The sequence below is a fragment of the Bacillus sp. CH140a_4T genome (assembly GCF_008923725.1).
Taxonomy (GTDB): domain Bacteria; phylum Bacillota; class Bacilli; order Bacillales; family Bacillaceae_G; genus Bacillus_A.
This window is the reverse complement of sequence record NZ_WBPF01000019.1, coordinates 1-24,179: the sequence shown is the minus strand read 5'-3', so window position 1 is coordinate 24,179 and position 24,179 is coordinate 1. Positions and strand designations below refer to the sequence as shown.

At 36.3% G+C, this 24,179-nt stretch carries 20 protein-coding genes and 2 pseudogenes; 11 read left to right on the top strand and 11 right to left on the bottom strand.

What is annotated here, in order from left to right; all coding sequences use genetic code 11:
- Positions 1-3: 3 nt before the first annotated feature.
- The 7 genes and pseudogenes from F8162_RS20375 to F8162_RS29100 all read right to left on the bottom strand — a co-directional run.
- Positions 4-261, bottom strand: a complete 258-nt coding sequence (locus tag F8162_RS20375; protein WP_000926994.1) for a DUF4022 family protein — start codon at positions 259-261, stop codon at positions 4-6.
- 52 nt (positions 262-313) lie between these two features.
- Positions 314-2,143 (bottom strand): monovalent cation:proton antiporter family protein, encoded by a 1,830-nt coding sequence (locus F8162_RS20370; RefSeq protein ID WP_151635781.1) that lies wholly within the window; start codon positions 2,141-2,143, stop codon positions 314-316.
- A 268-nt stretch (positions 2,144-2,411) separates the two neighbouring features.
- A complete protein-coding gene (gene qoxD / locus F8162_RS20360) occupies positions 2,412-2,723 on the bottom strand; it encodes a cytochrome aa3 quinol oxidase subunit IV (protein ID WP_087979469.1) in 312 nt (103 codons plus the stop codon).
- A complete protein-coding gene (gene qoxC, locus F8162_RS20355; RefSeq protein WP_151635783.1) occupies positions 2,724-3,326 on the bottom strand; it encodes a cytochrome aa3 quinol oxidase subunit III in 603 nt (200 codons plus the stop codon).
- 13 nt (positions 3,327-3,339) lie between these two features.
- A complete protein-coding gene (gene qoxB / locus F8162_RS20350; protein WP_151635785.1) occupies positions 3,340-5,274 on the bottom strand; it encodes a cytochrome aa3 quinol oxidase subunit I in 1,935 nt (644 codons plus the stop codon).
- 33 nt (positions 5,275-5,307) lie between these two features.
- Complete coding sequence (locus F8162_RS20345; protein WP_001176180.1) at positions 5,308-6,183, bottom strand: cytochrome aa3 quinol oxidase subunit II; 876 nt, start codon at positions 6,181-6,183, stop codon at positions 5,308-5,310.
- A gap of 282 nt (positions 6,184-6,465) precedes the next feature.
- Positions 6,466-6,618: pseudogene (locus F8162_RS29100) on the bottom strand (amino acid permease); the annotation flags it as partial.
- A gap of 101 nt (positions 6,619-6,719) precedes the next feature.
- Here F8162_RS29100 and F8162_RS20335 point away from each other — a divergent pair.
- The 7 genes from F8162_RS20335 to F8162_RS20305 all read left to right on the top strand — a co-directional run bounded on the left by F8162_RS20335 (position 6,720) and on the right by F8162_RS20305 (position 14,258).
- The gene (locus F8162_RS20335; RefSeq protein WP_151635787.1) at positions 6,720-7,430 is read left to right on the top strand and encodes a C39 family peptidase; all 711 of its coding nucleotides are present in this window, start codon (positions 6,720-6,722) and stop codon (positions 7,428-7,430) included.
- Positions 7,431-7,562: 132 nt separating this feature from the next.
- Positions 7,563-8,738 (top strand): amidohydrolase, encoded by a 1,176-nt coding sequence (locus F8162_RS20330; RefSeq protein WP_151635789.1) that lies wholly within the window; start codon positions 7,563-7,565, stop codon positions 8,736-8,738.
- 1 nt (position 8,739) lies between these two features.
- Positions 8,740-8,937 carry a DUF3311 domain-containing protein gene (locus F8162_RS20325; RefSeq protein ID WP_151635791.1) on the top strand — a complete coding sequence of 66 codons (198 nt, stop codon included), beginning with the start codon at positions 8,740-8,742 and terminating at the stop codon, positions 8,935-8,937.
- Positions 8,934-10,406: a sodium:solute symporter family protein gene (locus F8162_RS20320; protein WP_151635793.1), complete on the top strand. Its 1,473-nt coding sequence runs from the start codon at positions 8,934-8,936 to the stop codon at positions 10,404-10,406. Before F8162_RS20325 ends, F8162_RS20320 begins: the two co-directional genes overlap by 4 nt.
- A 101-nt stretch (positions 10,407-10,507) precedes the next feature.
- Positions 10,508-11,986: a spore germination protein GerLA gene (gene gerLA, locus F8162_RS20315; protein ID WP_151635795.1), complete on the top strand. Its 1,479-nt coding sequence runs from the start codon at positions 10,508-10,510 to the stop codon at positions 11,984-11,986.
- A complete protein-coding gene (locus F8162_RS20310) occupies positions 11,987-13,108 on the top strand; it encodes an endospore germination permease (RefSeq protein ID WP_151635797.1) in 1,122 nt (373 codons plus the stop codon).
- Positions 13,092-14,258, top strand: coding sequence for a Ger(x)C family spore germination protein (locus F8162_RS20305; RefSeq protein WP_151635799.1), 1,167 nt, complete (start codon positions 13,092-13,094; stop codon positions 14,256-14,258). The genes F8162_RS20310 and F8162_RS20305 overlap by 17 nt, the downstream gene beginning before the upstream one ends.
- Before the next feature lie 209 nt (positions 14,259-14,467).
- On the opposite strand, the gene F8162_RS20300 is transcribed toward F8162_RS20305, so the two are convergent.
- The 3 genes from F8162_RS20300 to F8162_RS20290 are packed head-to-tail and all read right to left on the bottom strand — an operon-like array spanning position 14,468 to position 16,822.
- Complete coding sequence (locus tag F8162_RS20300) at positions 14,468-15,868, bottom strand: nucleoside recognition domain-containing protein (RefSeq protein WP_144615874.1); 1,401 nt, start codon at positions 15,866-15,868, stop codon at positions 14,468-14,470.
- Positions 15,846-16,568 (bottom strand): FeoB small GTPase domain-containing protein, encoded by a 723-nt coding sequence (locus tag F8162_RS20295; protein ID WP_151635801.1) that lies wholly within the window; start codon positions 16,566-16,568, stop codon positions 15,846-15,848. Before F8162_RS20295 ends, F8162_RS20300 begins: the two co-directional genes overlap by 23 nt.
- Positions 16,565-16,822, bottom strand: coding sequence for a FeoA family protein (locus F8162_RS20290; protein ID WP_000252989.1), 258 nt, complete (start codon positions 16,820-16,822; stop codon positions 16,565-16,567). The genes F8162_RS20295 and F8162_RS20290 overlap by 4 nt, the downstream gene beginning before the upstream one ends.
- Positions 16,823-17,331: 509 nt before the next feature.
- Here F8162_RS20290 and F8162_RS20285 point away from each other — a divergent pair.
- The 4 genes and pseudogenes from F8162_RS20285 to F8162_RS20270 form a co-directional block, all read left to right on the top strand.
- Positions 17,332-18,234 (top strand): phosphate ABC transporter substrate-binding protein PstS family protein, encoded by a 903-nt coding sequence (locus F8162_RS20285; RefSeq protein WP_151635803.1) that lies wholly within the window; start codon positions 17,332-17,334, stop codon positions 18,232-18,234.
- 71 nt (positions 18,235-18,305) lie between these two features.
- Positions 18,306-19,196, top strand: a complete 891-nt coding sequence (gene pstC / locus F8162_RS20280) for a phosphate ABC transporter permease subunit PstC (protein ID WP_000676674.1) — start codon at positions 18,306-18,308, stop codon at positions 19,194-19,196.
- Between the two features lie 2 nt (positions 19,197-19,198).
- Positions 19,199-20,119, top strand: coding sequence for a phosphate ABC transporter permease PstA (gene pstA, locus F8162_RS20275; protein ID WP_144615878.1), 921 nt, complete (start codon positions 19,199-19,201; stop codon positions 20,117-20,119).
- 62 nt (positions 20,120-20,181) lie between these two features.
- Positions 20,182-20,284: pseudogene (locus F8162_RS20270) on the top strand (ATP-binding protein); the annotation flags it as partial.
- Between the two features lie 44 nt (positions 20,285-20,328).
- Here F8162_RS20270 and F8162_RS20265 read toward each other — a convergent pair.
- Positions 20,329-23,373, bottom strand: coding sequence for an efflux RND transporter permease subunit (locus tag F8162_RS20265; RefSeq protein WP_151635805.1), 3,045 nt, complete (start codon positions 23,371-23,373; stop codon positions 20,329-20,331).
- Between the last annotated feature and the right edge of the window lie 806 nt (positions 23,374-24,179).

Genomic DNA, 24,179 nt, shown 5'->3' with positions numbered 1-24,179 from the left:
TTCTTATAAGGCATTTTCTGTTAGTTGTATAAAGAAATAGGCCGGTGCGGCGAAAAGTCCGAGTATGCTAGCAGTTCCGAGAAGGAGTGAAAGTAAGAGGCAAGAGTATTTTATTCCATTCGATTTTTTCCATCCGTAACTACAAATTTCAATGCTAACACCGATGAGAATAATGGCAACGAGTATTTCCGCCAATAATAAAAGAGCTAAAGTTACAATAGACATAATGTGATCCATCCTCATAATATGTGATAGTAACATTTTACCATAAGAAATGGAAAAAAATGCCCCTCAATTATGTGAGGGGCATTTTTTATTCTAATATGCTTTTTAGTGTATCGATATGTTCTTTTGAACCTGTTACAAGTAATGTATCACCGTGCTGTAGTCTCGTATCACCATGCGGAATTAATGCTTTATTCCCGCGATAAATTTGAATGACGAGTACATCGCCTAAAAACGGGAGGCGGCGAAGTGCAACTCCGTTATATGTATTGCTTCGTAGTTCAACTTCACGAACTGTTTCGTTTGCTGTTGTAATTAAGCGAACAAGACTTGGTTTATCAATTAGTGCACGTAATAGAATACGTGTAGAGTTAATTGTTGAGAATACAGCGATATGTTCTTGCGTTGCTTTTTCTTGTAGAAGCGGATCTTCTACACTTGCAATAACATGTTCAACACCTAGTTCTTTTGCATATTCTGCTAATAATAAGTTTTGTTCATCATCACTTGTTGCCACAACAACACGGTCTGCATGAAATGCTGTATGTTCAGTTAATGATGCAATTGTGATGTCATCTAATTTCACAATAGGGAAGTCATGTGATTTTGCTTCCTCATCATTTATTTTATTTTGACGCATCATATATAGTGTCACGTCATAATCTTCTCGTTTTAAATCAAGTGATAACGGAAGTGTAATTCTGCTCGCGCCAATAATAGAAACTTTTGGTTTTGGTGTTTCCACTTTTGGGAATATCTTTTTAAATAATATAGGTGCAAAAATACAAGTAATAACTGCGCTTAAAATAAGGGAAGCAGATAAACTTGGACTGATGATTCCTAGTTTTTCACCAATTTGTGCAGCTGCAATAACTAAAGAAAGTGTCGATGTTAATAAGATGGCACTTCCCAGTACGATATTGCGTGGATACCATTTTCGTAAGACAAGTGATGGCAATAGTTTTGATATAAAGAGTCCTACAATTAAAATTGGGATCATTAGCATACTAGAAGGTTCTTTAAAAATAGACCAAACTTCTAGATTTACACCAACCATTACGAAGAAAATAGGGATGAAGAAACCGTAGCCGATGGAATCAAGCTTTTCAACCATATCTTCATTTGGTGATAATAACGATACGAGTACCCCTGCTAAGAAGGCACCTAAAATATTTTCAGCTCCAACAGATTCAGATAAACCAACTAATATTAAGATAAGTGCAAAAACAGCTCGTGTATCAATTTGTACACTACCAGCCTTTAGGCTATCTAAGTATGGAATGTTTTTAAAGCGTTTTGCAACGAAGTAAATAACAATACCAGCGCCGAACAGAAGAAGAAGGAGCCACATGCTTTGGCCGCTTTCAGAATTTAATCCGACGAATACAGCGAGTAAAATCATTGTAACTAAATCTGCAATAACAGCGACTAATAGAATGATTTGACCGATTGCCGTTTTTCCTAAATTATTTTCTTTTAATGTTGGTACGACAACACCTAAAGAGATAGTTGAAATAATTAAAGTCATAAACATTGCATTATCTACAAATCCTAGCCATACGAATAGTAAGGATAGGGCATAAGATAAGATGAAAATAAATAAGAAGATAATGCTTGCTGCTTGGAATGTGTTTGGTTCGTTTGTCGTATTCTTTTTCCCTTTTTGTTTAAAGATAGAAAAATCAATTTCTAAACCGCTTAAAAACATAAGGAAGATAAATCCTAGTGTCGATAAGACTTGAAGCCACATATCTGGCTCAATAACATTAAACCCACTTTTACCTACAAAGATTCCTGCGATGATTTCTGCAACAACGACAGGAAGTGCTTTTAATTTAAAGCGTTGTAACAAAAGGGGAACGAAAAACGCGATTGCAACGACAATCATAAGTGATAGAACAGAAGTATGATGTTCCATTGCGTTCTCTCCCTTCAAATAAATATAGTACCTATTTAGCCATATAATAGGTAGAAAAGCAACGCATATGGATTCGATTTCATAAAGAAAGAGTTTTCTTAACATTTGTCATAATAAGTATATTTTTCATGATTCTGTTGTTAATTCCGTAATGTGGATGTAATAGGGGAGGGGATAAAGTGAAACTTTGATCAGTGGGGGTCTTACTGCTCGTTAATGCGGGATAAAAAAAGACTGCTGAGAAACCTCAGCAGTCTTTTCATGTACATTACATTGAGAAGAAGATCCATACAGTTAAACCAACTGTTGCAGTTGCAACGAAGAAACTGTAGATCATTGTAAGGATTTGAACTCTTCCTTCTCCTTCTTTTAAATGCATGAACATGATTAATTGTAATAAAGCTTGCGCAACAGCCATTGCGATAATGGACGTTAATATCGTTGAAAGTGGCAAGTTTGTATAAAGTGCCACGTATAACGCTAGGAACGTTAGTGCAAGCGATAAAATAAATCCGAAAACGTGTGACCATGGGAATCCGCTATGTGCATGCCCGTTTGCTTGATTGTTATTTTGACTCATTTACGCCACCATCCCGTTCAAGTAAACTAGTGTGTAAATAAAGACCCAAACAAGATCAAGGAAATGCCAGTATAAGCTGATAATAAATACTTTACGAGCTGTAACTGGTGTTAAACCTCGTTTTAAAATTTGGATAATAACACAAATTGCCCAAATGATACCGCCTGTTACGTGGGCACCATGTGTTCCAAGAAGAACGAAAAATGCAGATAGGAAAGCACTTGTTTGAAGCGTTGCGCCTTCACCAATATACAAAATGAATTCTTCAATTTCAAAGAATAGGAAACCTGCACCTAAAAGTAATGTAAGGATGAACCATCCAAGCATTGCTTTTTGGTTGTTCTTACGCATTTCGTGAATTACGATACCACATGTGAAACTACTTGTTAAAAGTAGTAATGTTTGAATTAAAAGCGTTTTAAGTTCAAACAGTTGCGCTGGAGTTGGGCCATCGGCCGTACGACCAGCAAGTACTAGATAAGAGGCGAAAAGTGTTGCGAACAGCATAATTTCAGCCCCAAGAAAAATCCAGAATCCTAGGATATTCAATCTGCTTTGCTCGGATTGATATTCCAAAGGTAAGCTTTTATCTAAAGCCGCCATATCATTTCACCTCTCATGCTATATGTTCTGTTTCTTTAATTTCATCAACGCTTACGTAGTAGCCATCATCATAATCGAATGAACGATAGATTAAGCAAGCTAAAATACCAACGCCGCCGATTGCTGCAATCCAGAACCAGCTAAATACTAATGCAAAACCTGCAAGACCGAAGAATGCAGACATAATAATAGGCACACCAGAGTTACTTGGCATGTGAATTGGTTTTAATTCTTCTGCAGCTGGTGTAACTGTTTCTCCGCGTTTTTTCATGAACCAGAAAGCATCAGCTTCTTTAATTTCAGGAAGTTTCGCGAAGTTGTAATGTTGTACAGGAGATTGAGTTGCCCATTCAAGTGTACGGCCGTCCCATGGATCTCCAGTTGTGTCACGTTCACCGTGACGAGCACTCCAAATTACGTTATAGCAAAGGATTAGGAAGCCAATACCCATCATTACAGCACCAACAGATGCGATTTGGTTTAGCCAGCCCCATCCAAGACTTTCAGAGTAAGTGTACATACGACGAGTCATACCATCTAAACCTAAGAAGTACATTGGGAAGAAACAGATGTTAAATCCGCTCATAAAGATCCAGAATGTCCATTTACCTAGGCGCTCGTTTAACATATGACCTGTCATTTTTGGATACCAGAATGTGAATCCAGCAAGCATAGCGAATACTGTACCTGCGATTAATACGTAGTGGAAGTGAGCAATTAGGAAGTAGCTGTTATGGTATTGATAATCAGCTGCTGCCATTCCAAGCATAACCCCTGTAACTCCACCAACTACGAAGTTTGGAATAAATGCCAATGACCAAAGCATTGGAACTGTAAAACGAATACGTCCTTTATACAGTGTAAACAACCAGTTAAAGATCTTAACCCCGGTTGGAATCGAAATCGCCATTGTCGAGATCGAGAAGAATGAGTTAACCGCTGGACCTGCACCCATCGTGAAGAAATGGTGAAGCCATACGACGAAACTTAGTAAAGAAATTGCGACCATCGAATACACCATCGCACTGTAACCGAATAGACGCTTACGTGAGAATGTACTAATGATTTCAGAGAAAATACCGAATGCCGGTAAAATAACGATATATACTTCAGGATGACCCCATACCCAGAATAGGTTGGCCCAGAGCATTGGCATACCGCCGCTCGCCATCGTAAAGAAGTGAGCATCGAATAGACGGTCAAATGTCATTAATGCAAGAGCAACTGTTAATACTGGGAAAGCGAAAATAATGATAACTGTTGTAATTAAGATTGACCAAGTAAACATTGGCATTCTCATTAAAGTCATACCAGGTGTACGCATTTTTAAGATAGTAACAAGGAAGTTAATACCGGTCATTAGCGTACCGAGACCTGAAATCTGTAATGCAATTGCGTAGTAGTTATTTCCTACACCAGAAGTAAACTCTGTACCTGCCATTGGGAAGTAAGAAGTCCACCCAGCGTCTGGAGAACCACCGATTACGAAAGCGATGTTGAATAACATTGCTCCGATAAAGAATAACCAGAAACTTAAAGCATTTAAGAACGGATATGCAACGTCACGAGCACCAATTTGTAATGGTACTACAAGGTTCATTAATCCCATAACGAATGGCATTGCCATGAAAAGAATCATTACTGTACCATGTGTTGTAAAGATTCCGTTATAGTGTTCAGCGTTTAAATAAGTTGTTTCTGGGAATGTTAACTGTGCACGGATCATTAAACCATCCATACCACCACGGAATAACATGATAACCGCAGAAATAATATACATGGCTCCGATTTTTTTATGGTCAACAGTTGTTAACCATTCGTCCCAAAGCCACTTCCATTTTTTATACTTTGTTAGTACGAAAATGATTGCTAATGTCACAAGAACGATAGAAGCGTCTGCACCGTAAATAATCGGGTCACCTGTGACAAAGAATTCATCAAGCTTCACTGTGTTCACTCCAATCTGTTGGAATAATAGCTATTATTTTTTGTTTTTGTAGTAGTTGTAATCACAATATTCAAGTGATTTTGGATCTACATAACTTAAGTGATGACTAGAGAACGTCATACGACCAACTACACCAGGTTTAACAATTTCGTTGTACTTATCTTCTGTTAGTTTAGGAGCAGTTTGTTGTACTTCTTTTACCCACTTGTCATACTTCTCTTTAGTTTTTGCTTCAACTTCGAACTCCATGTGAGTGAATCCTTCACCAGAGAAGTTCGCGCTACGGCCTAGGTAAGAACCTGGCTTATCAGCTTGTAAATAAAGATCCATAATCATACCGTCCATAGTGTACTTCATACCACCAAGTTCTGGTACCCAGAAAGCATTCATTGGACCTACAGAAGTAAGCTTAAATTGAATTGGTACACCAGCTGGGATATTTAAATAGTTAACGGTTTCAATTTTTTCCTCTGGGTAACTGAATAACCATTTCCAGTTTGCAGATGTAACGTAAATTTCAACTGGTTTAATATGTTTGGACTCTTCCGGAACCTCTTCCGAAGCGTAAGTTGCTTTTACTGTTGGAATCGATAATGCGATAACGATAATAACAGGAACAAGCGTCCAAATAATTTCTAATAATGTGTTACCGTGTTGATCAGGTGGCTCGTAGTCCATATTCTCTGGTTTTTCACGATAACGAATCAAGATGACTGTAAACAAGATGAATACAATTGCGATAATTAATGACATAAGCAAGAATGACCAAACAATTAAATCATACTGTGCTTTTGCAACAGGTCCTTGCGGATTTAATACTGCGAGTTTCTTATCACAGCCACCGAGGAACAGAAGTAATGATAACGGAAGAAGCGAAGCCAGCTTCCAAAACGTTTTCTTTAGTTGCACGATTGAAAATCTCCTTTCTCCTTGGATTGAAACTATGCCAATAAAACAATATAAACCTATTAATTTATAGATGGCAATAGTTTTTGAGATATTGTTAAAAAATAGACACAAATGCACACTTTTTAAGGTGAATATCATTTGTAACTTGATTACATTGTAAACTATTTTCCAGAGAAAAACGTGATTGTAGAAATTTTAAGATAAATAAAGTTATACCAAGATATCCAAGAAATAGAAAAAAACTATCTTATTATAAGAAAGATAGCAGAATATTTTATATATTTAGTTTACTTGTTTTTTTATGTTTATTTGTTGTTCAAATGTGACAATTTTTTTATATTTAACTTCGTATAAAATGTAACAAATAATCATAAATAGAATACCGCAATCAAGAGCTATTCTCTGACCTGGAATGAATGCTAAATTAACAAATGTGAACAATAATTCACAGAATATTTCTAGCAAACTAGTAAGAAGAAAGGTACAATGATAAGAGGTATGTCTGTAAAATAATAATTAATGGAGTTTTGTTTAAAATGAAAAAGTTAAAATATCTTTTTGTTTTTGGAATTATATTTGCTGCCGCGTTTTTTATAGGGAAAGATAAAATTATACAAAAGGCGCAAGTGTTCCGTTTAGAGTTTCTATCTGAAATGAAAGAAGCGACTATGATTGAAAATGTTCCGTTTATAAAGCAGTTACCAGAATTACCTCGTGGATGTGAAGTTACAAGTTTGGCTATGTTGCTGCAATACAAAGGTATACAAGTAGATAAGATGCAACTTGCTAGCGAGATTCATCGTGTTCCATTTGAACAAAATGGTTTACGTGGAAATCCTTATGAGGGGTTCGTTGGAAATATTTATACGAAGACAGAGCCAGGATATGGTGTATATAATCAACCCATTTTTAATTTAGCAGAAAAATATGCTCCTGAAAAAGTAGTTAATTTAACAGGTAGAGACGTGCAAGATATGTATAAAGTAGTTAGTTCTGGTTCGCCAGTATGGGTCATTATTAATACAACGTTTAAGCCACTAGCCGAGGATAGTTTTCAAACATGGAATACAAGCTCTGGCGAAGTGAAAATTACATATTATGAGCATAGTGTAGTAATAGTTGGGTATGATCAAAACTTTATATATGTAAATGATCCCCTTAAAAATAATCCGCGTTTTGCTGTTCCGCGAGCAGAGTTTGAGAAAGCTTGGGAGCAAATGGGGAAACAAGCGATTACTATTTTATAATACTGAAAAAGTCATCTTTTTGATGGCTTTTTATTTTTAAGTGATTATAACGGAAAATTCGGAAGATTCTTTTAAAAGTTAACAGTTCACGTTATAATAACATTTAACTTGGTGAAGAAGGGGCGAAGAGAAATGGACGTTGCAAAGGAACTCGTTGTATCAAAAAATCAATTAATTGAGTGGAGAAGGCATTTTCATAAGTATCCAGAGCTATCTTTTCAAGAAGAAAAAACGTCACAGTTTGTATTTGATATACTTCGAAAAATCCCATATTTAGAAGTGTCAAGACCTACTAAATATAGTGTAATAGCGAGGTTGATTGGTAAGCAACCTGGGAAAACCATCGCGGTTCGTGCTGACATGGACGCTCTTCCTATTCATGAAGAAAATGAGTTTGATTTTATTTCTACATATCCAGGTGTGATGCATGCATGTGGCCATGATGGACATATAGCGATATTACTTGGGGTCGTACATAAGTTAGTAGAGGGAAGAGAGAAGGTTAAAGGAGAAATCCGCTTTCTTTTTCAACATGCAGAAGAAAACTTTCCTGGTGGTGCAGAGGAAATGGTTGCGGCGGGTGTAATGGAAGGTGTGGATTATATTATTGGCGCTCACCTTTGGGCATCGTTACAGGTTGGAAAAATAGGTGTAATTTATGGTCCAGCAATGGCGGCTCCAGACGTTTTTAAAATTATAATAGAAGGAAAAGGTGGACATGCCGGAATCCCTCATGAAACGGTAGATAGTATTGCAATCGGCACACAAGTTGTTTCGCAACTTCAGCAAATTGTATCCCGCCTCACGAATCCGTTAGATTCCCTTGTAGTATCTGTTACGCAATTTCATGCTGGTACAACCCATAATGTAATTCCAGAACAAGCGGAGATTGAAGGGACAGTGCGGAGTTTAAGACATGAGTTGCGAGAAGAAACAGAGAAAAGGATTGAACAGATTGTGAAACATGTGACGGAAGCTTACGGAGCGAAATATACGTTTTCTTATGAATATGGATATCGACCAGTAGTAAATGATTATGAAGTTACAGAGATTATTGAGCGAACAGCATTACAGCTTTATGGAAGAGAGCAAGTTATTCGTTTACAACCGACAATGGCTGGGGAAGATTTTTCAGCGTTTTTACAAAAGGCGCCAGGTGCATTCTTTTTTATCGGAGCGGGAAATAAAGAGAAAGGAATTATATATCCTCACCATCATCCTCGTTTTACGATTGATGAAGATGCATTACCGATTGGCGTAGAAGTCTTTGTATCATCCATTATGAATTTCATAAGTAAAGGAGAATGAGATGAAGAAAATATACGTATTAGCGCTTATTCCAGTTTTTTGTTTAGTTATCGGACCAGTATTTGCTAATTCAGTTACTCCTTACGTATTAGGGATGCCATTTTTATTATTTTGGGTACTATTATCAGTGCTTATTACATCTCTTTGTATGGGGCTTGTGTACGTATTTGATCCTGCGAATAAGGGGGATGTGAAATGACCGCATTACTTATCATTATTTTATTTTTGTTTCTCGCGCTATTTTTAGGAATTCGGGCACAACATGGAAAAGATATGAATTTAGAACAATGGTCAGTGGGTGGACGAGGCTTTGGCACTATTTTTGTTTTTCTTCTTATGGCAGGTGAAATTTATACGACATTCACATTTTTAGGTGGAAGTGGATGGGCGTATAGTAAAGGAGCGCCTACTTTCTATATTTTAGGTTATGGTGCACTAGCTTATATTTTATCTTACTTTTTATTGCCGCCAGTTTGGAAGTATGCGAAAGAGCATAATCTTGTTTCACAGCCAGATTTTTTTGTGAAGAAATATAAGAGTCAGACACTTGGCATTATCGTTTCTGTCATTGGGGTTATTTCGATTATCCCATACCTTGTTTTACAGTTAAAAGGATTAGGCATTATCGTTTCGGAAGCATCTTATGGAAGGGTATCACCAGTTATTGCAGTGTGGATTGGTGCGATTGTCATAACGATATATGTAATGGTTTCAGGCATACACGGTTCTGCTTGGACAGCCGCTTTGAAGGATATTATGATCCTGTTTATCGTTATGTTTTTAGGTATATATTTACCGTACCATTATTACGGAGGATTTCAGCCGATGTTCGAAGCGGTAGAAGCGGCGAAACCAGGATTTTTATCTTTACCCGATGAAGGAATGAGTATTTCTTGGTTTGTTTCTACTATTGTATTAACAGCTCTCGGTTTCTATATGTGGCCCCATACATTTGCTTCTGCTTTCTCTGCAAAAAATGAAAAAGTATTTAGGAAAAACGCGGCGATCATGCCCCTTTATTCTTTAGTATTGCTTTTCGTATTCTTTGCAGGTTTTGCAGCTATCTTGCAAGTTCCAGGGCTAAAGGGAGGGGATGTAGACCTTTCGTTATTCCGTCTCGCTCTTCAAACTTTTGATCCATGGTTTATTGGGATTATTGGTAGTGCAGGAGTTTTAACGGCATTAGTTCCAGGTTCCATGCTTGTTATGGCGGCATCTACGTTGTTAGCAAAAAATATTTACCGAACAATGGTCCCATCTGCTTCAGATAGACAAGTTGCGAAAGCTGCAAAATTATTTGTGCCTGTAGTAACACTTGTTGCAGTATTGTTTACATTTAAAGGCGGTGAAACGATAGGAGCACTTCTTTTAATGGGGTATAGTATAGTGACGCAACTTTTCCCTGCACTTGTATGTAGTTTGTTTCCACGTCAAGTCATTACGAAGCAAGGGGCAATTGCAGGAATGGGGATTGGGTTGTTAGTGGTCGCGTATATTACTTTATCTGGTTCAACTATAGCTACGATGTTACCGGGTTTCCCTCAATATATAAAAGATTTAAATGTAGGTATAGTTGCATTGTTGATGAATATGATTGTGATGTTTATCGTTAGCGGGTTCACGAAAAATGTGTCCATAAAGACAGACAATATAATAGTAGAAAAGTAATCCGTCTGCTAGAGCTATCTTTGAAAAGAGATAGCTCTTTTTTGTATATATTTTCTTCTATTAGCGGAATCTAACTAAAAACGTGTTGAAAAGGAAGTTAGGTGGGGGAATTGTTAGAGTTAAAAGGTAACTTATTTGAAGTTATGAAAGAAATTAGGAATGAGTTAGGTTCGCCTAATGATTTAACAATTAGGGAAGTTGCCCTTGCTGGTAGTTTTACACGCTGTGCTGTTATTTTTTTATGTGGGTTAACAGATAAGGATAATGTTTATAAATATGTAGTTCGTACACTCCAATATGAAGAAGTACAAAAAGAAGCAGCTGTCGTTCAGACGTTATTAGATCGTTTTATTTCTATTGCGGAAGTTGGTAAGAAGACAACGTTTCCGGATATTATAAATGCGATTTTAGCGGGAGATACGGTTATATTAATTGATAATATTCAAACCGCTATCGTGATTAATAGTAGAGCTTGGGAAAAAAGAAGTTTAGAACCGCCAGTAACAGAAGATTTAATACGTGGACCGAGGATCGGATTAAATGAAGATATTAACGTGAATAAAATGTTAATTCGCCGTAGTTTACGTGACCCAAAGCTGAGATTTCAATCTTATATTATGGGGAAGAGATCCCAAAAAGAGGTGACTTTAGTATATATAGAAGACATTATTAATCCTTACATTGTAAAAGAGCTAGATCGGCGTCTTCAATCCATAGTGACAGATGTTGTTTTTGAGACGGGTACGATTGAGCAATTAATTCAAGATAATAATTTGTCACCGTTTCCGCAGTTTTTGAATACGGAAAGGCCTGATAATATTGTGGCCTCATTAGCGAAAGGGAAGGCAGCTATTTTAGTGGATGGATCACCGTTTGCTCTTATAGCTCCGCTAGTATTTGTTGATATTTTTCAGTCTGTGGAAGATCACTATGAGCGTTGGATAATTGGGACTTTATTAAGAATTTTGCGGATGGGTTCTGGTATAGTCGCAGTTTTAATGCCGGCGATGTATGTAGCACTTGTCTCATATCACCAAGGACTTATTCCTTCTAAACTGGCGTATTCAATTGCTGGGGCGAGGGAAGGTGTTCCGTTTCCTGCATATATAGAAACATTAATGATGGCATTAACGATGGAGTTAATACGAGAAGCGGGAATTAGGTTGCCAAAACCGATGGGGCAAACAATTGGGATTGTAGGTGGTCTTGTAATTGGAGAAGCAGCGGTGAACGCAGGGATTGTAAATCCATTTTTAGTTATCATAATTGCGGTCACAGCTATTGCTACCTTTTCTCTTCCTGTATACAGCATTACGATTACGTTTCGTATTTTACTTTTCGTCTTTGTTTTAGCAGCGACTGCCTTTGGTTTATATGGAATTATTTTAGCGCTTATTGCACTTGCAGTTCATATTACGAATTTGAAGAGTGTTGGTGTCCCTTATACAACGCCGATTGCTCCTGCATTTTATAAAGATTGGAAAGAAGAAATTATCCGCATGCCAAAATCAATGTTGAAAGATAGACCAGAGTATTTGCAAACGAAAGATTCTACAATACGTCCAAAGGAGCGAGAATAATTGAAACCATTTGAGTATGGCGATGAAGAAATTGGATCTCGGGAGCTGGGTTTTGCGGTATCGTCAACGATTATTGGTATAGGTGCACTATCTATGCCACGAGATATCGCTATGCAAACTTTATTTTCGGATGGTTGGATTATTTTACTTCTTGGTGGATTGATATGTGCTTGTTTAGGTTGGTTTGTGACACGAGTGGCAATTTTATTTCCAAAACAAAACTTTGTTCAATATACGAGTGAGCACTTGACGAAGCCTGTTGCATACACAATTAGTATCATTTTAGTGTTAACATTCGTTGCTTTGACGGCATATGAGGCCCGGAAAATTTCAATTATTTCACAAACTTATTTATTTAGTGATACGCCAATACAATTGCTATCCTTCTTGTTTTTGTTAGTTGTTGTTTATGGAATTGCTGGATCTAGAGCTGCTTTATTAAGGCTAAATGTTTTATTTTTACCCATCGTTTTAATTGCGATCGTGCTGCTTTCTTTATTGAATGTGAACTTAATGGAAATAGATAATTTACTACCTGCTTTTCAAACGGACGTCAGTCAATATGCTGTTGGAGTTAAAAATTCTATTTTTACGTTTATTGGATTTGAGGTCGCGTTATTTTATGCAGTGATGTTAAACGAGACAGCAAAAAAGGCACCGATGGCAGTTGCAAAAGCTGTGATGGTAAACGTATTGTCTTACATTTTAATTTATTTAACTTGTATTAGTGTATTTACATATATGACAACCCGGGGATTAACATATCCAACGATTGAATTAGGGAAGGAGATTGAAATTGGTGGGGGGTTTTTAGAAAGATTCGATGCGATTTTTTTTACGACTTGGATTATTACTATTTATAACACTACCGCAATGTATTATGACGTCGCATCTCTATTATTTTGTGCTATGTTTCCGAAAGTGAAGAAACATATTTTTATTTTCGTAAGTGCTCCTATGATTTTTATGCTGAATATGATCCCTGGTAATTTAGATACTTTATCAAATTACGGAACGTATTTAGCTTGGATAGATATGGGCTTTGTCGTGTTAGCACCTTTGTTAGTTTTTATTGTATATAAAATAAAAAGAAGGAATGGTAGAAATGAAACACCTTCTTAAAATTATAATGTTCATGGTTTTAGCTGGATCTATCAGTGGGTGCTCTGAGCTAGAAGAAATAGAAGAAAGAGGATTTGTAGTAGGTGCAGCCTATGATATTGTGAAAAAAAAGAAATCGAATCCAATTATGAAAGGGACGTATCAGATGGTACTTCCCAGTAAGTTAGCACAGCAAGGTGGACAAGGTGATGGAGATAGCGAAAATTATATTAATGTTAGTGCGAAAGCAGATAGTGTCTTTGAACAAATACGAATTATCGCTAAAAAAATTAGTCGCTCATTATTTTTTCCGCATATACAAGTGATAATTTTTTCTAAAGATTTATTAGCGAATCCATATGTTTTACAAAATACGTTAGATGTATATATTCGTGATCATGAAATGAGACGGAATATTCGCTTGTTCGTTTCTGAGAAAGATGCAGAAGCTATTTTGAAGCAGAGTGCGAAGCCTGAAAATTTACCGGCGCAGTATATTGATATGTTAGCTGAACATCCTCCGAAAAATGCTCAAATGATTGAAGCTGCAAGAATTGGTGAGGTGCAACAAAAAATGGTTGCTAATAGAAGTTTCGTATTGCCAATTTTAGGTCTAACGAAGCAAGGGGTGCAGATGGAAGGGGCAGCGTTGTTTCGTGGAAAGGATAATAAGTGTGTAGGCAGTTTGAATGGAGAAGAAACATTAGGGATGAATTATGTAATAGGTAAAAAAATTGGAGGGTTCTTTACCATCCGTAAAAAAGATCAGCTTATTACATATGAAATTCATAAGATGCGGCGGAAGATTAAAGTATCTACGGAAAATGTCACAAAACCAAAATTTGATATTCATTTATCTTTGGAAGGGACTTTAGCTGAGTTGCATTTTAGTGATCATAAACAAATTATGAATGAAGATCGATTGAAGAAAAACATCGCGGAGGAAATGGAGAAGCGTATCCAAAAATCGATTAAGCTTGTTCAAAAAAAATATAAAGTAGATGTATTAGCGTTAGGAGAAGTATATAAGCGGCATAATTATAAAGAATGGAAGAAGATAGATAAGAATTGGGATCAAGGTGAAAATTACTTTAGTGATGCTGAAATTACTGTTCATGTTCATCCGACAATTGAACATTCTGGTTCAGCTTTACCGAAAAGAGTGAAATAAGGTGATGAAAGTTGTTTACTGGATTGGGAATTAGTTGCACGATATTAATGGCGGTTCTTCCGGGAACCATATACTTTATTCATAAGAAACTTACAACGTATGGGGCACAGCCTTGGAATACTGATGCACAAAAAAAGAAACCTAAATAAATTCAGGTTTCTTTCGTGCAAAGCAAATGAAGGGGGATACCTTCTATGTATGCTTTGCTTTTATACAAGCCCTAACCAATGTACCAACTGTGTAGAGAGGAATGTCACAACAATGGCGATAACGGTAGGGATTGCAAACGATAAGAATGTCCATTTTGCACTTTTTGTTTCTTTATATATGTTAACCAGTGTTGTTCCACATGGGAAATGAAGAAGTGAGAACAACATTGTGTTTAACGCTGTTAACCAAGTCCAACCATTTTCTAAGAATAGATTTTTAATCTGATTAAAATCGTCTATTTCAGTTAAAGCTCCAGTTGATAAATAAGACATTAATAAAATAGGGATAACAATTTCATTCGCTGGTAGTCCAAGAATGAATGCAGCTAGAATAAATCCATCAAGTCCTAACATTTTAGCGAACGGATCTAGGAAGTTGACAAAATACATAAGTAAGCTTGTGTCACCGATGAAAATGTTAGCTAGTAACCAAGTTAATGCAGCAGCAGGGGCTGCTACAACAACAGCTCGTTTTAAAACATAGACTGATTTGTCGAGTGTCGCACGCACAATTGTATTCCAAACCTTTGGCTTACGGTACGGCGGTAACTCAAGTGTGTAGTGAGTTGGCACACCTTTTAAAGCTGTTTTTGATAGTACCCAAGAAACAGTTAATGTCATAATAACACCAATTACAACCATCCCAACTACAACGCCAGCAGTAACTAATGTTTGCATACTACCTGTATAACCAGCAGCCATAAATAATGAAGCCATTAAAATTAACATAGGCCAGCGACCGTTACAAGGAACGAAGTTGTTTGTTAAGATTGCAAGCATACGTTCACGTGGTGATTCAATAATACGTGTTGACATAATAGCGGCTGCGTTACAACCAAAGCCCATTGCCATTGTTAAAGATTGTTTGCCGTGTGCACCGGAGCGTTTGAATAAGCGATCCATGTTAAATGCGACACGTGGTAAGTATCCATAGTTTTCTAATAGTGCGAACATAGGGAAGAAGATTGCCATAGGTGGTAACATAACACTAATAACAGCACCAATACCACGGAATAAGCCAAGTATTAAAATGCCATGTAACCATTCAGGTGCATGTGCTGCCTGGAACCAAGATGTTAAATATCCTTCGGCCCATCCGAAGAATTCAGCAATCATATCAGACGGTACATTAGCACCTGCAATTGTAAGATAAAAAATAATAGATAAAATACCGAGCATAATGGGAAATCCCCAGATTGGAGATGTGAAAATTTTATCTAGTTTTTCGGAACGATACAATTTATCAGTATTTGTATATTGAACAGATTCTTTACATATGCTTGCAGATGTTCGGTAAATATCTCCGACAATATCATCTCGTATATCTTCTTTTGATAGTGTTTGTGCATGTTGAATAATATAGTCTAATGGAAGAGCTTTACTGGCTGAGTGAGATTCCATTCATTACAACCTCCCTTACAAGTGGTTCATTATGCTGTTTTTGAAGTGTAGTTAAGAAATTTGTATCTCCATCTAATATACGTAACGCAATCCAACGTGCTGGATACGTATCACCGAACACTTTATAAATTTGTGGTTCTAATTCCTGAATCATATTTTCGATTTTTTCGCTGTAAGAAATTTTAATTGGAGTTGGAATTAGTTTTTTATTTGCTACTTTAGCGATGACACTTAGTAAATGACCGATGCCTACTCGGTTACGAGCAGAAATCTTAACTACAGGTACACCGAGTGATTTTGCTAATTTCTTCTCATCAATAACGATGCCTTTTTTCTCAGCTTCATCAATTAGGTTAATACAAATGACTACGTTGTTCGTCATTTCCATCACTTGAAGTGCTAAATTTAAATTTCTCTCCATAGCAGTTGCATCGATAACAACTACAGTTACTTCTGGTTTTTCAAATATAATATAATCTCTTGCTACTTCTTCATCCGTAGAATTTGAATATAGTGAGTAAGTTCCAGGTAAATCTATTAATGTATAGTTACTTCCGTTATGTTCATATTCCCCTTCAGCTTTTAAAACAGTTTTTCCCGTCCAGTTTCCAGTATGTTGTTTTAAGCCTGTTAACGTATTAAATAATGTACTTTTCCCGGTGTTCGGGTTGCCAGCTAAAGCAATACGATGTTTGCTCATCTGAAATCATCTCCTATTAATACCCCGAAAATAAGGGAGCTTTCTTCTTTACGTAGAGCAATAGTTGTATTGCTTACTTGATAAGCGACCGGATCTCCAAGTGGACTGCGCTGTAATACTTTAATTGTTGCTCCAGGGATAAACCCTAAGTCTAATAAACGTCGTTTCATAGTTCCTTCTAATTGTATCTTCTCAATTTGTACAAACTCTCCTGTTTTAAATTCGGAAAGTGGTTTTGTATTAGCCGATACCATAAAAGTTACCTCATCTCTATATTGTTAGTTTGAGTTTAAAAAGTTTCCTTAGGTAAACTTTTTGTTAATAATATAGTAGACTACATTGGATGATGCTGTCAATTGGTACTTTAAAAATATTCATTTCTTTTTAGAATTGTTCCAATTTATTTAGTTGTACTAAAAAAAATTGGAACAATTCTTTTTAATGTAAATGAAGTAAGAGTGTAAAAGTTAAAAAATACAATGGATTTGTAAATGTATTTTTAAGTAAAAGGGGAAAAGAGTGAAAAACATTTACATTGAATTTACATTGTTAAGAATAAATTTACATTACAGTTTAATTAGTGTGGGTTTTGTTGGATTCTTTAACTATAAATGTTGGGATTCCTAGCTTTTAAAGATTATTATCGTCATTTACTTAAAATTAAAAATTGCTTAACACTCACATAATATTGTTGTCCTACAATGAATTTGTGTTCGAAAGAAAATGAATTCGAAAAGTGATAATCCAAATGGGGGTACAAGACATGGTTATGAAAAAAGGTATTAAATTTTCTTTAGCAGCTTTAGTGGTAGCGGGAGCGTTAGTTGGATGTGGGAAGGCAGAAGATACAGCTAGTAAAGAAAATGCTAAAGGAAGCGATAATACAAAACAAGAATTATCAGGTACGATTGCAGCAGCTGGTTCTACAGCTCTTCTACCTCTTGCGGAGGAAGCTGGAAAGAAATTCATGGAGAAAAATTCAAAAGTTTCTATTCAAGTGCAAGGTGGCGGTAGTGGAACTGGGATTAACCAAGTAGCATCGGGTGCAGTACAAATCGGTAATTCAGATGTTCCATCAGGAGATAAAATAAAAGATGCTGAAAAAGCGAAAGAATTAGTAGATAACAAGGTTGCGGGTATTGCATTCGCACTTGTCGTAAATAAAGATGTAAAAGTTGATAACTTAACAGTACAACAAGTACAAGATATCTTCACTGGAAAAGTAACAAACTGGAAAGAGGTAGGCGGGAAAGATGAAAAGATCAACGTAATTAACCGTCCAGCTTCATCTGGTACACGTGCTACATTTGAAAAGACAGTTATGAAAGAAGCGAAAATTAATGATGGAACTGGTACAACACAAGATTCTAACGGTGCAGTAGAGCAAGCAATCAATTCTACGCCAGGTTCAGTAAGTTACTTAGCTATGTCTTACATGGTTGGCGATAAAAAAAGTGCACTACAAACAGTGAAAATTGATGGTTCTGAACCAAAGGTTGAAAATATTGCGTCTGGTAAATATCCATTCTGGTCTTACGAGTACATGGTAACAAAAGGTGAAGCAAAAGAAGCAACGAAAGCTTATATTGACTATGTAAAAGGTAAAGACTTTGAAAAGCAAGTAGAAGATATGGGCTACATTCCAATGTCTAAATTAAATAAGTAATAAAATTTTATGGGGCTGGCTGCAAGGCCAGTCCTGTTCATTTCAATTTATGAAGTGGGGTCTGACCTGTGATGAAGGGGAAAAAACAAATTAATTACGTAAAAAGTGAGTATATAGGAAGATCGCTTGTTACGTTTTGTGGTATTTTTATTGTTTTAATTACATTAGCTATTATTGCGTTTATTTGCGGTAAAGGTATTCAATCTTTTACACAAAGCGGTATTTCATTTACTGAGATGTTAACATCGACAAAATGGAATCCAAATGCTGACGAAGGAACCTTTGGGGCTTTGATTTTCATTGTAGGTTCAACAGTGGTTTCATTAGGTGCGGTTATTATTAGTGCACCAATTGCCATAGCTCTTGCTATATTCATGAATTTAATTTCGCCGAAGTTTGGAAATAAAGTATTGAAGCCTGTTTTAGAATTATTAGTTGGTATTCCTTCGGTTGTATACGGATTATTAGGGGTTACGATTTTAGTACCGTTATTACGTGATTCGTTTGGGGGAGTGGGCTTTAGTTTAATTGCAGGTATTGTTGTATTAAGTATTATGATTTTACCTACTATTGCTAGTATCGCTTCTGATGCAATACGCTCTGTCCCATTTGATTATTTAGAAGCTTCTTATGGTCTAGGATCAACGAAATGGCAAGCGGTTAGCCGAGTGATTGTTCCTGCTGCGAAAAAAGGGATTTTAACAGGTATTGTTTTAGGTTTAGCGCGTGCTTTTGGTGAAGCATTAGCGGTTCAAATGGTAATCGGGAACACAATTAAATTACCAGAAGGAATATACAGTCCGACAGCAACGTTAACTGGTATTTTGACAATGGACATGACAAATACATTAAATGGAACTGCTTGGAACAATGCGCTATGGACTTTAGCGATGATTTTACTTGTTATTTCATTCCTGTTTATTTTAGTAATTCGAGCGATTGGGCAAAGAGGTGAGCGATAATAATGAATGCAAGAACGGTAAATAAAGTTTGGACAGGTATCTTTTATGCAGTTGCAGCTTTAGTTGTAGCTCTGTTAGTATTCTTAGTGTTTGAAATTCTGCAAAAGGGATGGGGATTTTGGGATCCTAATTTCTTGTTTGGAGAACCAAGTAATACAAGAGCTGGTGGTGGGATTGGTCCGCAGTTATTCAATTCCTTCTACATGCTTGTTATAACGCTTGTTATATCTATTCCTCTTGGGTTAGGTGCTGGAATATATTTAGCAGAGTACGCAAAACAAGGGCGTTTTTTAAACTTTGTTCGTTTATGTATTGAGACAATGGCGTCGTTACCTTCGATTGTTGTTGGTTTATTCGGTTTGTTAGTGTTCGTTACCATGACAGGTTGGGGATACACAGTAATGGGTGGTGCCCTTGCATTGACGATTTTAAATTTACCAGGTTTAACGCGTGTTTGTGAAAATGCCATTTCAGAAGTGCCTCATAATGTAAAAGAGGCGAGTCTTGGATTAGGTGCAACGAAGTGGCAAACAATCGCTCGTATTATTATTCCGTCGTCATTACCACAAATTATTACAGGTATTATTTTAGCGGCGGGTCGTATATTTGGTGAAGCGGCAGCGTTGATTTACACAGCGGGTTTAACGTCCCCGATTTTAAATTCAGCAGCGGACTTCTCAAGTCCTGCGCATCCTTTAAATCCATTTAGACCAGCTGAAACGTTAGCGGTTCACATTTGGAAGTTAAATTCTGAAGGTGTTATTCCGGATGCGAAGTTAATTGCGACAAAATCTGCAGCTGTACTAATTATTATGGTGTTACTATTCAATGTTATTTCACGCTTAGTAGCATCTGTATTGCACAAACGTTTTACAGGAACGAAAAGAAAAAGTAAAACGACGAAGAAAGTAAAAGCGGCATAAATGATAAAGAAAAACTCCCTATTTATAAATAGGGAGTTCTTTTTGTATTTTAATATAGAAGGAATGGTAGTAAAAGACCTTTAAATAGTGAATATCTTATTGTAGATTCTGGTAAACTGCTAGAGCGGTATGCTCAAAAAAATGATGGATTATATGAGTAAGTAGAGAAAAAAGCGTTATCTTCATTCATGAAGATAACGCTTTTTCTTTTAAATATCAGGTGTTTCTGTGGAAGCGCTTATTTTTCTACGAGAGCGTCTTTTTCTCCCGATTTTATCTAATAATTCATACATAACTGGAACGACTACTAATGTAAGAACGGTTGAGACTGCTAAACCACCGATAACAACGACGGCAAGACTTTTTGATACCATGCTTCCGGCTTGCGATTGACCAAATAGGAGAGGGAGCATAGCAACGATTGTCGTTATAGCTGTCATAATAATTGGACGTAATCTAGTAGATCCCGCTTCTAGTAAGGCTTCTCTTGTTTCCATTCCGTGTTCCCGATTTTGTTGGACTCTTTCTATTAATACAATAGCGTTTGTAACGACAATTCCGATTAACATTAATGCGCCGATTAAGGAATTTACATCAACAGGTGTTCCTGAAATGATTAATCCTAAAATACCGCCGACAGCAGCTAATGGCAAGGAGAACAAAATTGCAAAAGGAGCGCGCGCTTGTCCGAAGGTGATAACCATAATTAAATATACAATCCCGATTGCAATCCCCATAATCTTGAATAAATCTGTGAAGTTCTCTTGCATAGATTCAGTTGCACCTGCAATAGTTACTTTTGCGCCGCTAGGTAAATCTAAGTTAGCTATCACTTCGTTTACTTCTTTGTTCACTTTACTTAAATCTTCATTTGAGGCCTCGGCAGTAATTTGAATCGTTTCTTTTCCATCTTTATGGAAGACTTCTGTTTGAAGTTGCTTTTCTGAAATAGTTGCAATGTCTTTTAAAGGAATTGGTCCATTGATAGGTGATAGTATGTTTGTGTTTAAAATGTCTTCTTGTTTCGTAATGTTTTCTTTTTTGTGTTCTATTATGATAGTTGTTTTTTCATTATTGATTGAAACTTCACCAATAGGTGATTTCTTCATAAGGAATGCTACTTGTTGTGCTGCTAATTCTGGAGTTAATCCCAGTTGTTCGGCCTTTGTTTGATCAACGTGGATTTGCCATTCTTTCTTAGAGTCTTCTAAATTCGTTTTTACTTTAGAGAGAGCAGTTATATTTTTTAGTTTTGTTTCGACGATAGTAGCAGCCTTTTTTAAATTCGTTTCGTTAGTGGCTGTTACGTTAAATTGCAAATTGTTGCCGCCACCAGAGCTTGAATAACTCGTTTTTATATAATCTAGTTCAGCAGGCTCAAAAGCTTTATGATCTTTCTTTAACTCTTTAATATATTGATCAATATCAGAGCCTTTCTTGAAGACTACAAATATACTTGCGAGATTATTTTTAGTCGTTTGCCCCCATTGTGCATCTTCTGCGCTAGATCCCATCCGTAAAATAACATCCGTTACATCCGAATTAGAAAGTAGCTTTTTTTCGAAGTCAAAGGCTTTTTGTTTTTGCGTTTCAGGAGCGTAATCAGCTGGGAAAGTCATGTTAATAGATAACATTGTGTCGTCTTCAGATTTTATATTCGCTTTCGGTAGTAATACATAGGCTGCAATCGATCCTGCGAATAATAAAAAGGCGGTAAGTAGAATAATGAATTTATGCGAAAGAGCCCACTTTAATGTAGCGACATATCGTGGTGAAGAACTTGGTTTTTTGTGCTTTGTTTTTTTGAGCAGTAAAAAAGCCATAAGAGGAACAACTGTTAGTGCAACAATTAAGGATGATAGTATAGAATATACAACTGCTAATACCATAGGTAACATTAATTTTCCGATTACCCCTGATACAAGGCCGATAGGTAAGAAGACAGCGACTGTTGTTAAAGTAGAAGAAGTAATTGCGACGGCGACCTCTTTCGTTGCATCGAGAATAATATCTTTAGAGAAAGGTTCTTTTTGCAAACGACGGAAAATATTTTCAATGACAACGATGCTATCATCGACGAGACGTCCAACTGCAACAGCTAAACCACCAAGTGTTAAAGTGTTAAGTGTGATGTTAGATTGGTGTAGTAAAAAGAGAGTTAATAAAATAGATAACGGAATACTGACAACAGCGATGAGTGTCGTTCGGAAGTTACGCAGAAAGATTAAGATAATTAGAGTAGCGGCAATTGCTCCAAGAATTACTTCTTTACCCATACTAGTAACAGCATTTTCAACTTGCTCATGAGTTGAGGCTAAAAGTTTAATAGAAAACTGATCTTTATATTGTTTACTTATATCTTTGATTTTTTTATCAATTTCTTTTCCGATTGCAACCGCATTTTTGCTTGGCTCTTTCATGATGATTAATCCGGTGCCTTCTTCTCCGTTTATATGTGAAATTGTATCGTAGTGTTGTTTAAGTTCAACTTGAGCAACGTCCTGCAATTTTACTTGAGGTGCAACAGTGACGTTTTTAATGTCATCTACATTTTTGATATCCCCAATGACGCGAAGATTATATTCTTCTTTATTAACGGTAACGGCTCCAGCAGGAGTGGAAGTTTCTTTTCCTTGTAAAACTTTTAATATTTGTTCTGTTGTTACGTTTTTATCTTTTAATTGGTTTGGGTCTAGTATGATAGATAATTCAGAAGCTGATTTTCCGAAAAACATAACGTTGGCAACACCATCAATGCTTTCGAGTTGTGGTACGATTTCTTTTTCGATTTGTTTTTCATCTGCTTTTGAAAATCCGTTTTGCTTCTGGATAGCAATTTGGGCGAGTGGAATCATAGAAGTATTTAATTGGCTAACTATGGGTTTAGTTGCATCTTTAGGTAATTTAATTGTATTAATGGCCTTTTCAACTTCGCGTGCTGCATCTTTCATATTTGCTTTTGATGTATACGCGATATCGATACGTGATAATCCTTCATGCGTAGAAGAGGTGATGGTATCGACGTGTTCTAAATTCCGGAATTGTTTTTCAAGGGGGGCAGTTACTTCTTTCGTCATTGCTTCAGCGTCGAGTCCTGGAGATAAGGTTGTGACAGTGACTGCGGGATTATCGATGCTAGGTAAAAACTCCATAGGTAATTTAGAGCCGGAATAAACGCCAAGTATGGAAATGAGAAAAACCATGATGATAACAGCGGCGCGGTTTTTTAATGAAAACTTCGTTAACCTATCCATAAAGTAATTCCTCCATTGGTTTATTTATAGTTGAGTACGTCCTTTCTTACTATATAACAAAAAATGGATATCTTTCATTAATTAAATGTAAAAAAATTCTAACAATAATCTTAAGTTAATGTTTTTGTAGTAATTTCGTTATTTATCTCGCTATTTGCCGGACGAAAAGACTCTCACCTCAAAATTCGGTTGGAGTCGAGTTGTCTGTAAACACCCGATTCGTTCAACTAATAGTTTGTGTGGAGGAGCAAAACTAAAAATCGGCACGTTCGCTTTATGTAGGAAGTGAAAATACTGATTGGAGAGGGGAGTGGTGAATCCATTTTCTTTTTTAGTTTGGATGGATTTGTTTTTTATATTGTTAGTCTATAGAGAAGTAAACGATTAGGGGCTTTAATATAAGAAGAGAATGAAAATCTAGGAAGGGGTTATGAAATGCAGTTTGGTTAATTAGATTGTATTGGCATACAATTTAAATAGCTGTTTTCCATAGGTGGATGAGGTGTCTCTATATAGAAGAAAGTAGGATGGATATTTTTTTGTGTTTTTTTATAAAAAACACTTGTTATTTAAAAATCATGATGGTATATTAATAAAAGTCGCTGATGCGGAAACGCAGAAAACGACAAAAAAAGAAATTTTAAAACATAGTTGACATCGAAAAATGAAGATGTTAATATGATGAAGTCGCTTCTGAAGCGGCAGAAAAGTTCTTTGAAAACTGAACGAAACAAACAACGTGAAACGTCAATTTTTATTTTTAGATGCTAGACAAACTAACTTTATTGGAGAGTTTGATCCTGGCT

Coding starts and splice junctions, on each gene's coding strand:
- F8162_RS20375 (WP_000926994.1), bottom strand. CDS start 261: ATGTTACTATCACATATTATGAGGATGGATCACATTATGTCTATTGTA.
- F8162_RS20370 (WP_151635781.1), bottom strand. CDS start 2,143: ATGGAACATCATACTTCTGTTCTATCACTTATGATTGTCGTTGCAATC.
- qoxD (WP_087979469.1), bottom strand. CDS start 2,723: ATGAGTCAAAATAACAATCAAGCAAACGGGCATGCACATAGCGGATTC.
- qoxC (WP_151635783.1), bottom strand. CDS start 3,326: ATGGCGGCTTTAGATAAAAGCTTACCTTTGGAATATCAATCCGAGCAA.
- F8162_RS20335 (WP_151635787.1), top strand. CDS start 6,720: ATGAAAAAGTTAAAATATCTTTTTGTTTTTGGAATTATATTTGCTGCC.
- F8162_RS20330 (WP_151635789.1), top strand. CDS start 7,563: ATGGACGTTGCAAAGGAACTCGTTGTATCAAAAAATCAATTAATTGAG.
- F8162_RS20325 (WP_151635791.1), top strand. CDS start 8,740: ATGAAGAAAATATACGTATTAGCGCTTATTCCAGTTTTTTGTTTAGTT.
- F8162_RS20320 (WP_151635793.1), top strand. CDS start 8,934: ATGACCGCATTACTTATCATTATTTTATTTTTGTTTCTCGCGCTATTT.
- F8162_RS20305 (WP_151635799.1), top strand. CDS start 13,092: ATGAAACACCTTCTTAAAATTATAATGTTCATGGTTTTAGCTGGATCT.
- F8162_RS20300 (WP_144615874.1), bottom strand. CDS start 15,868: ATGGAATCTCACTCAGCCAGTAAAGCTCTTCCATTAGACTATATTATT.
- F8162_RS20295 (WP_151635801.1), bottom strand. CDS start 16,568: ATGAGCAAACATCGTATTGCTTTAGCTGGCAACCCGAACACCGGGAAA.
- F8162_RS20290 (WP_000252989.1), bottom strand. CDS start 16,822: ATGGTATCGGCTAATACAAAACCACTTTCCGAATTTAAAACAGGAGAG.
- F8162_RS20285 (WP_151635803.1), top strand. CDS start 17,332: ATGGTTATGAAAAAAGGTATTAAATTTTCTTTAGCAGCTTTAGTGGTA.
- pstC (WP_000676674.1), top strand. CDS start 18,306: ATGAAGGGGAAAAAACAAATTAATTACGTAAAAAGTGAGTATATAGGA.
- pstA (WP_144615878.1), top strand. CDS start 19,199: ATGAATGCAAGAACGGTAAATAAAGTTTGGACAGGTATCTTTTATGCA.
- F8162_RS20265 (WP_151635805.1), bottom strand. CDS start 23,373: ATGGATAGGTTAACGAAGTTTTCATTAAAAAACCGCGCCGCTGTTATC.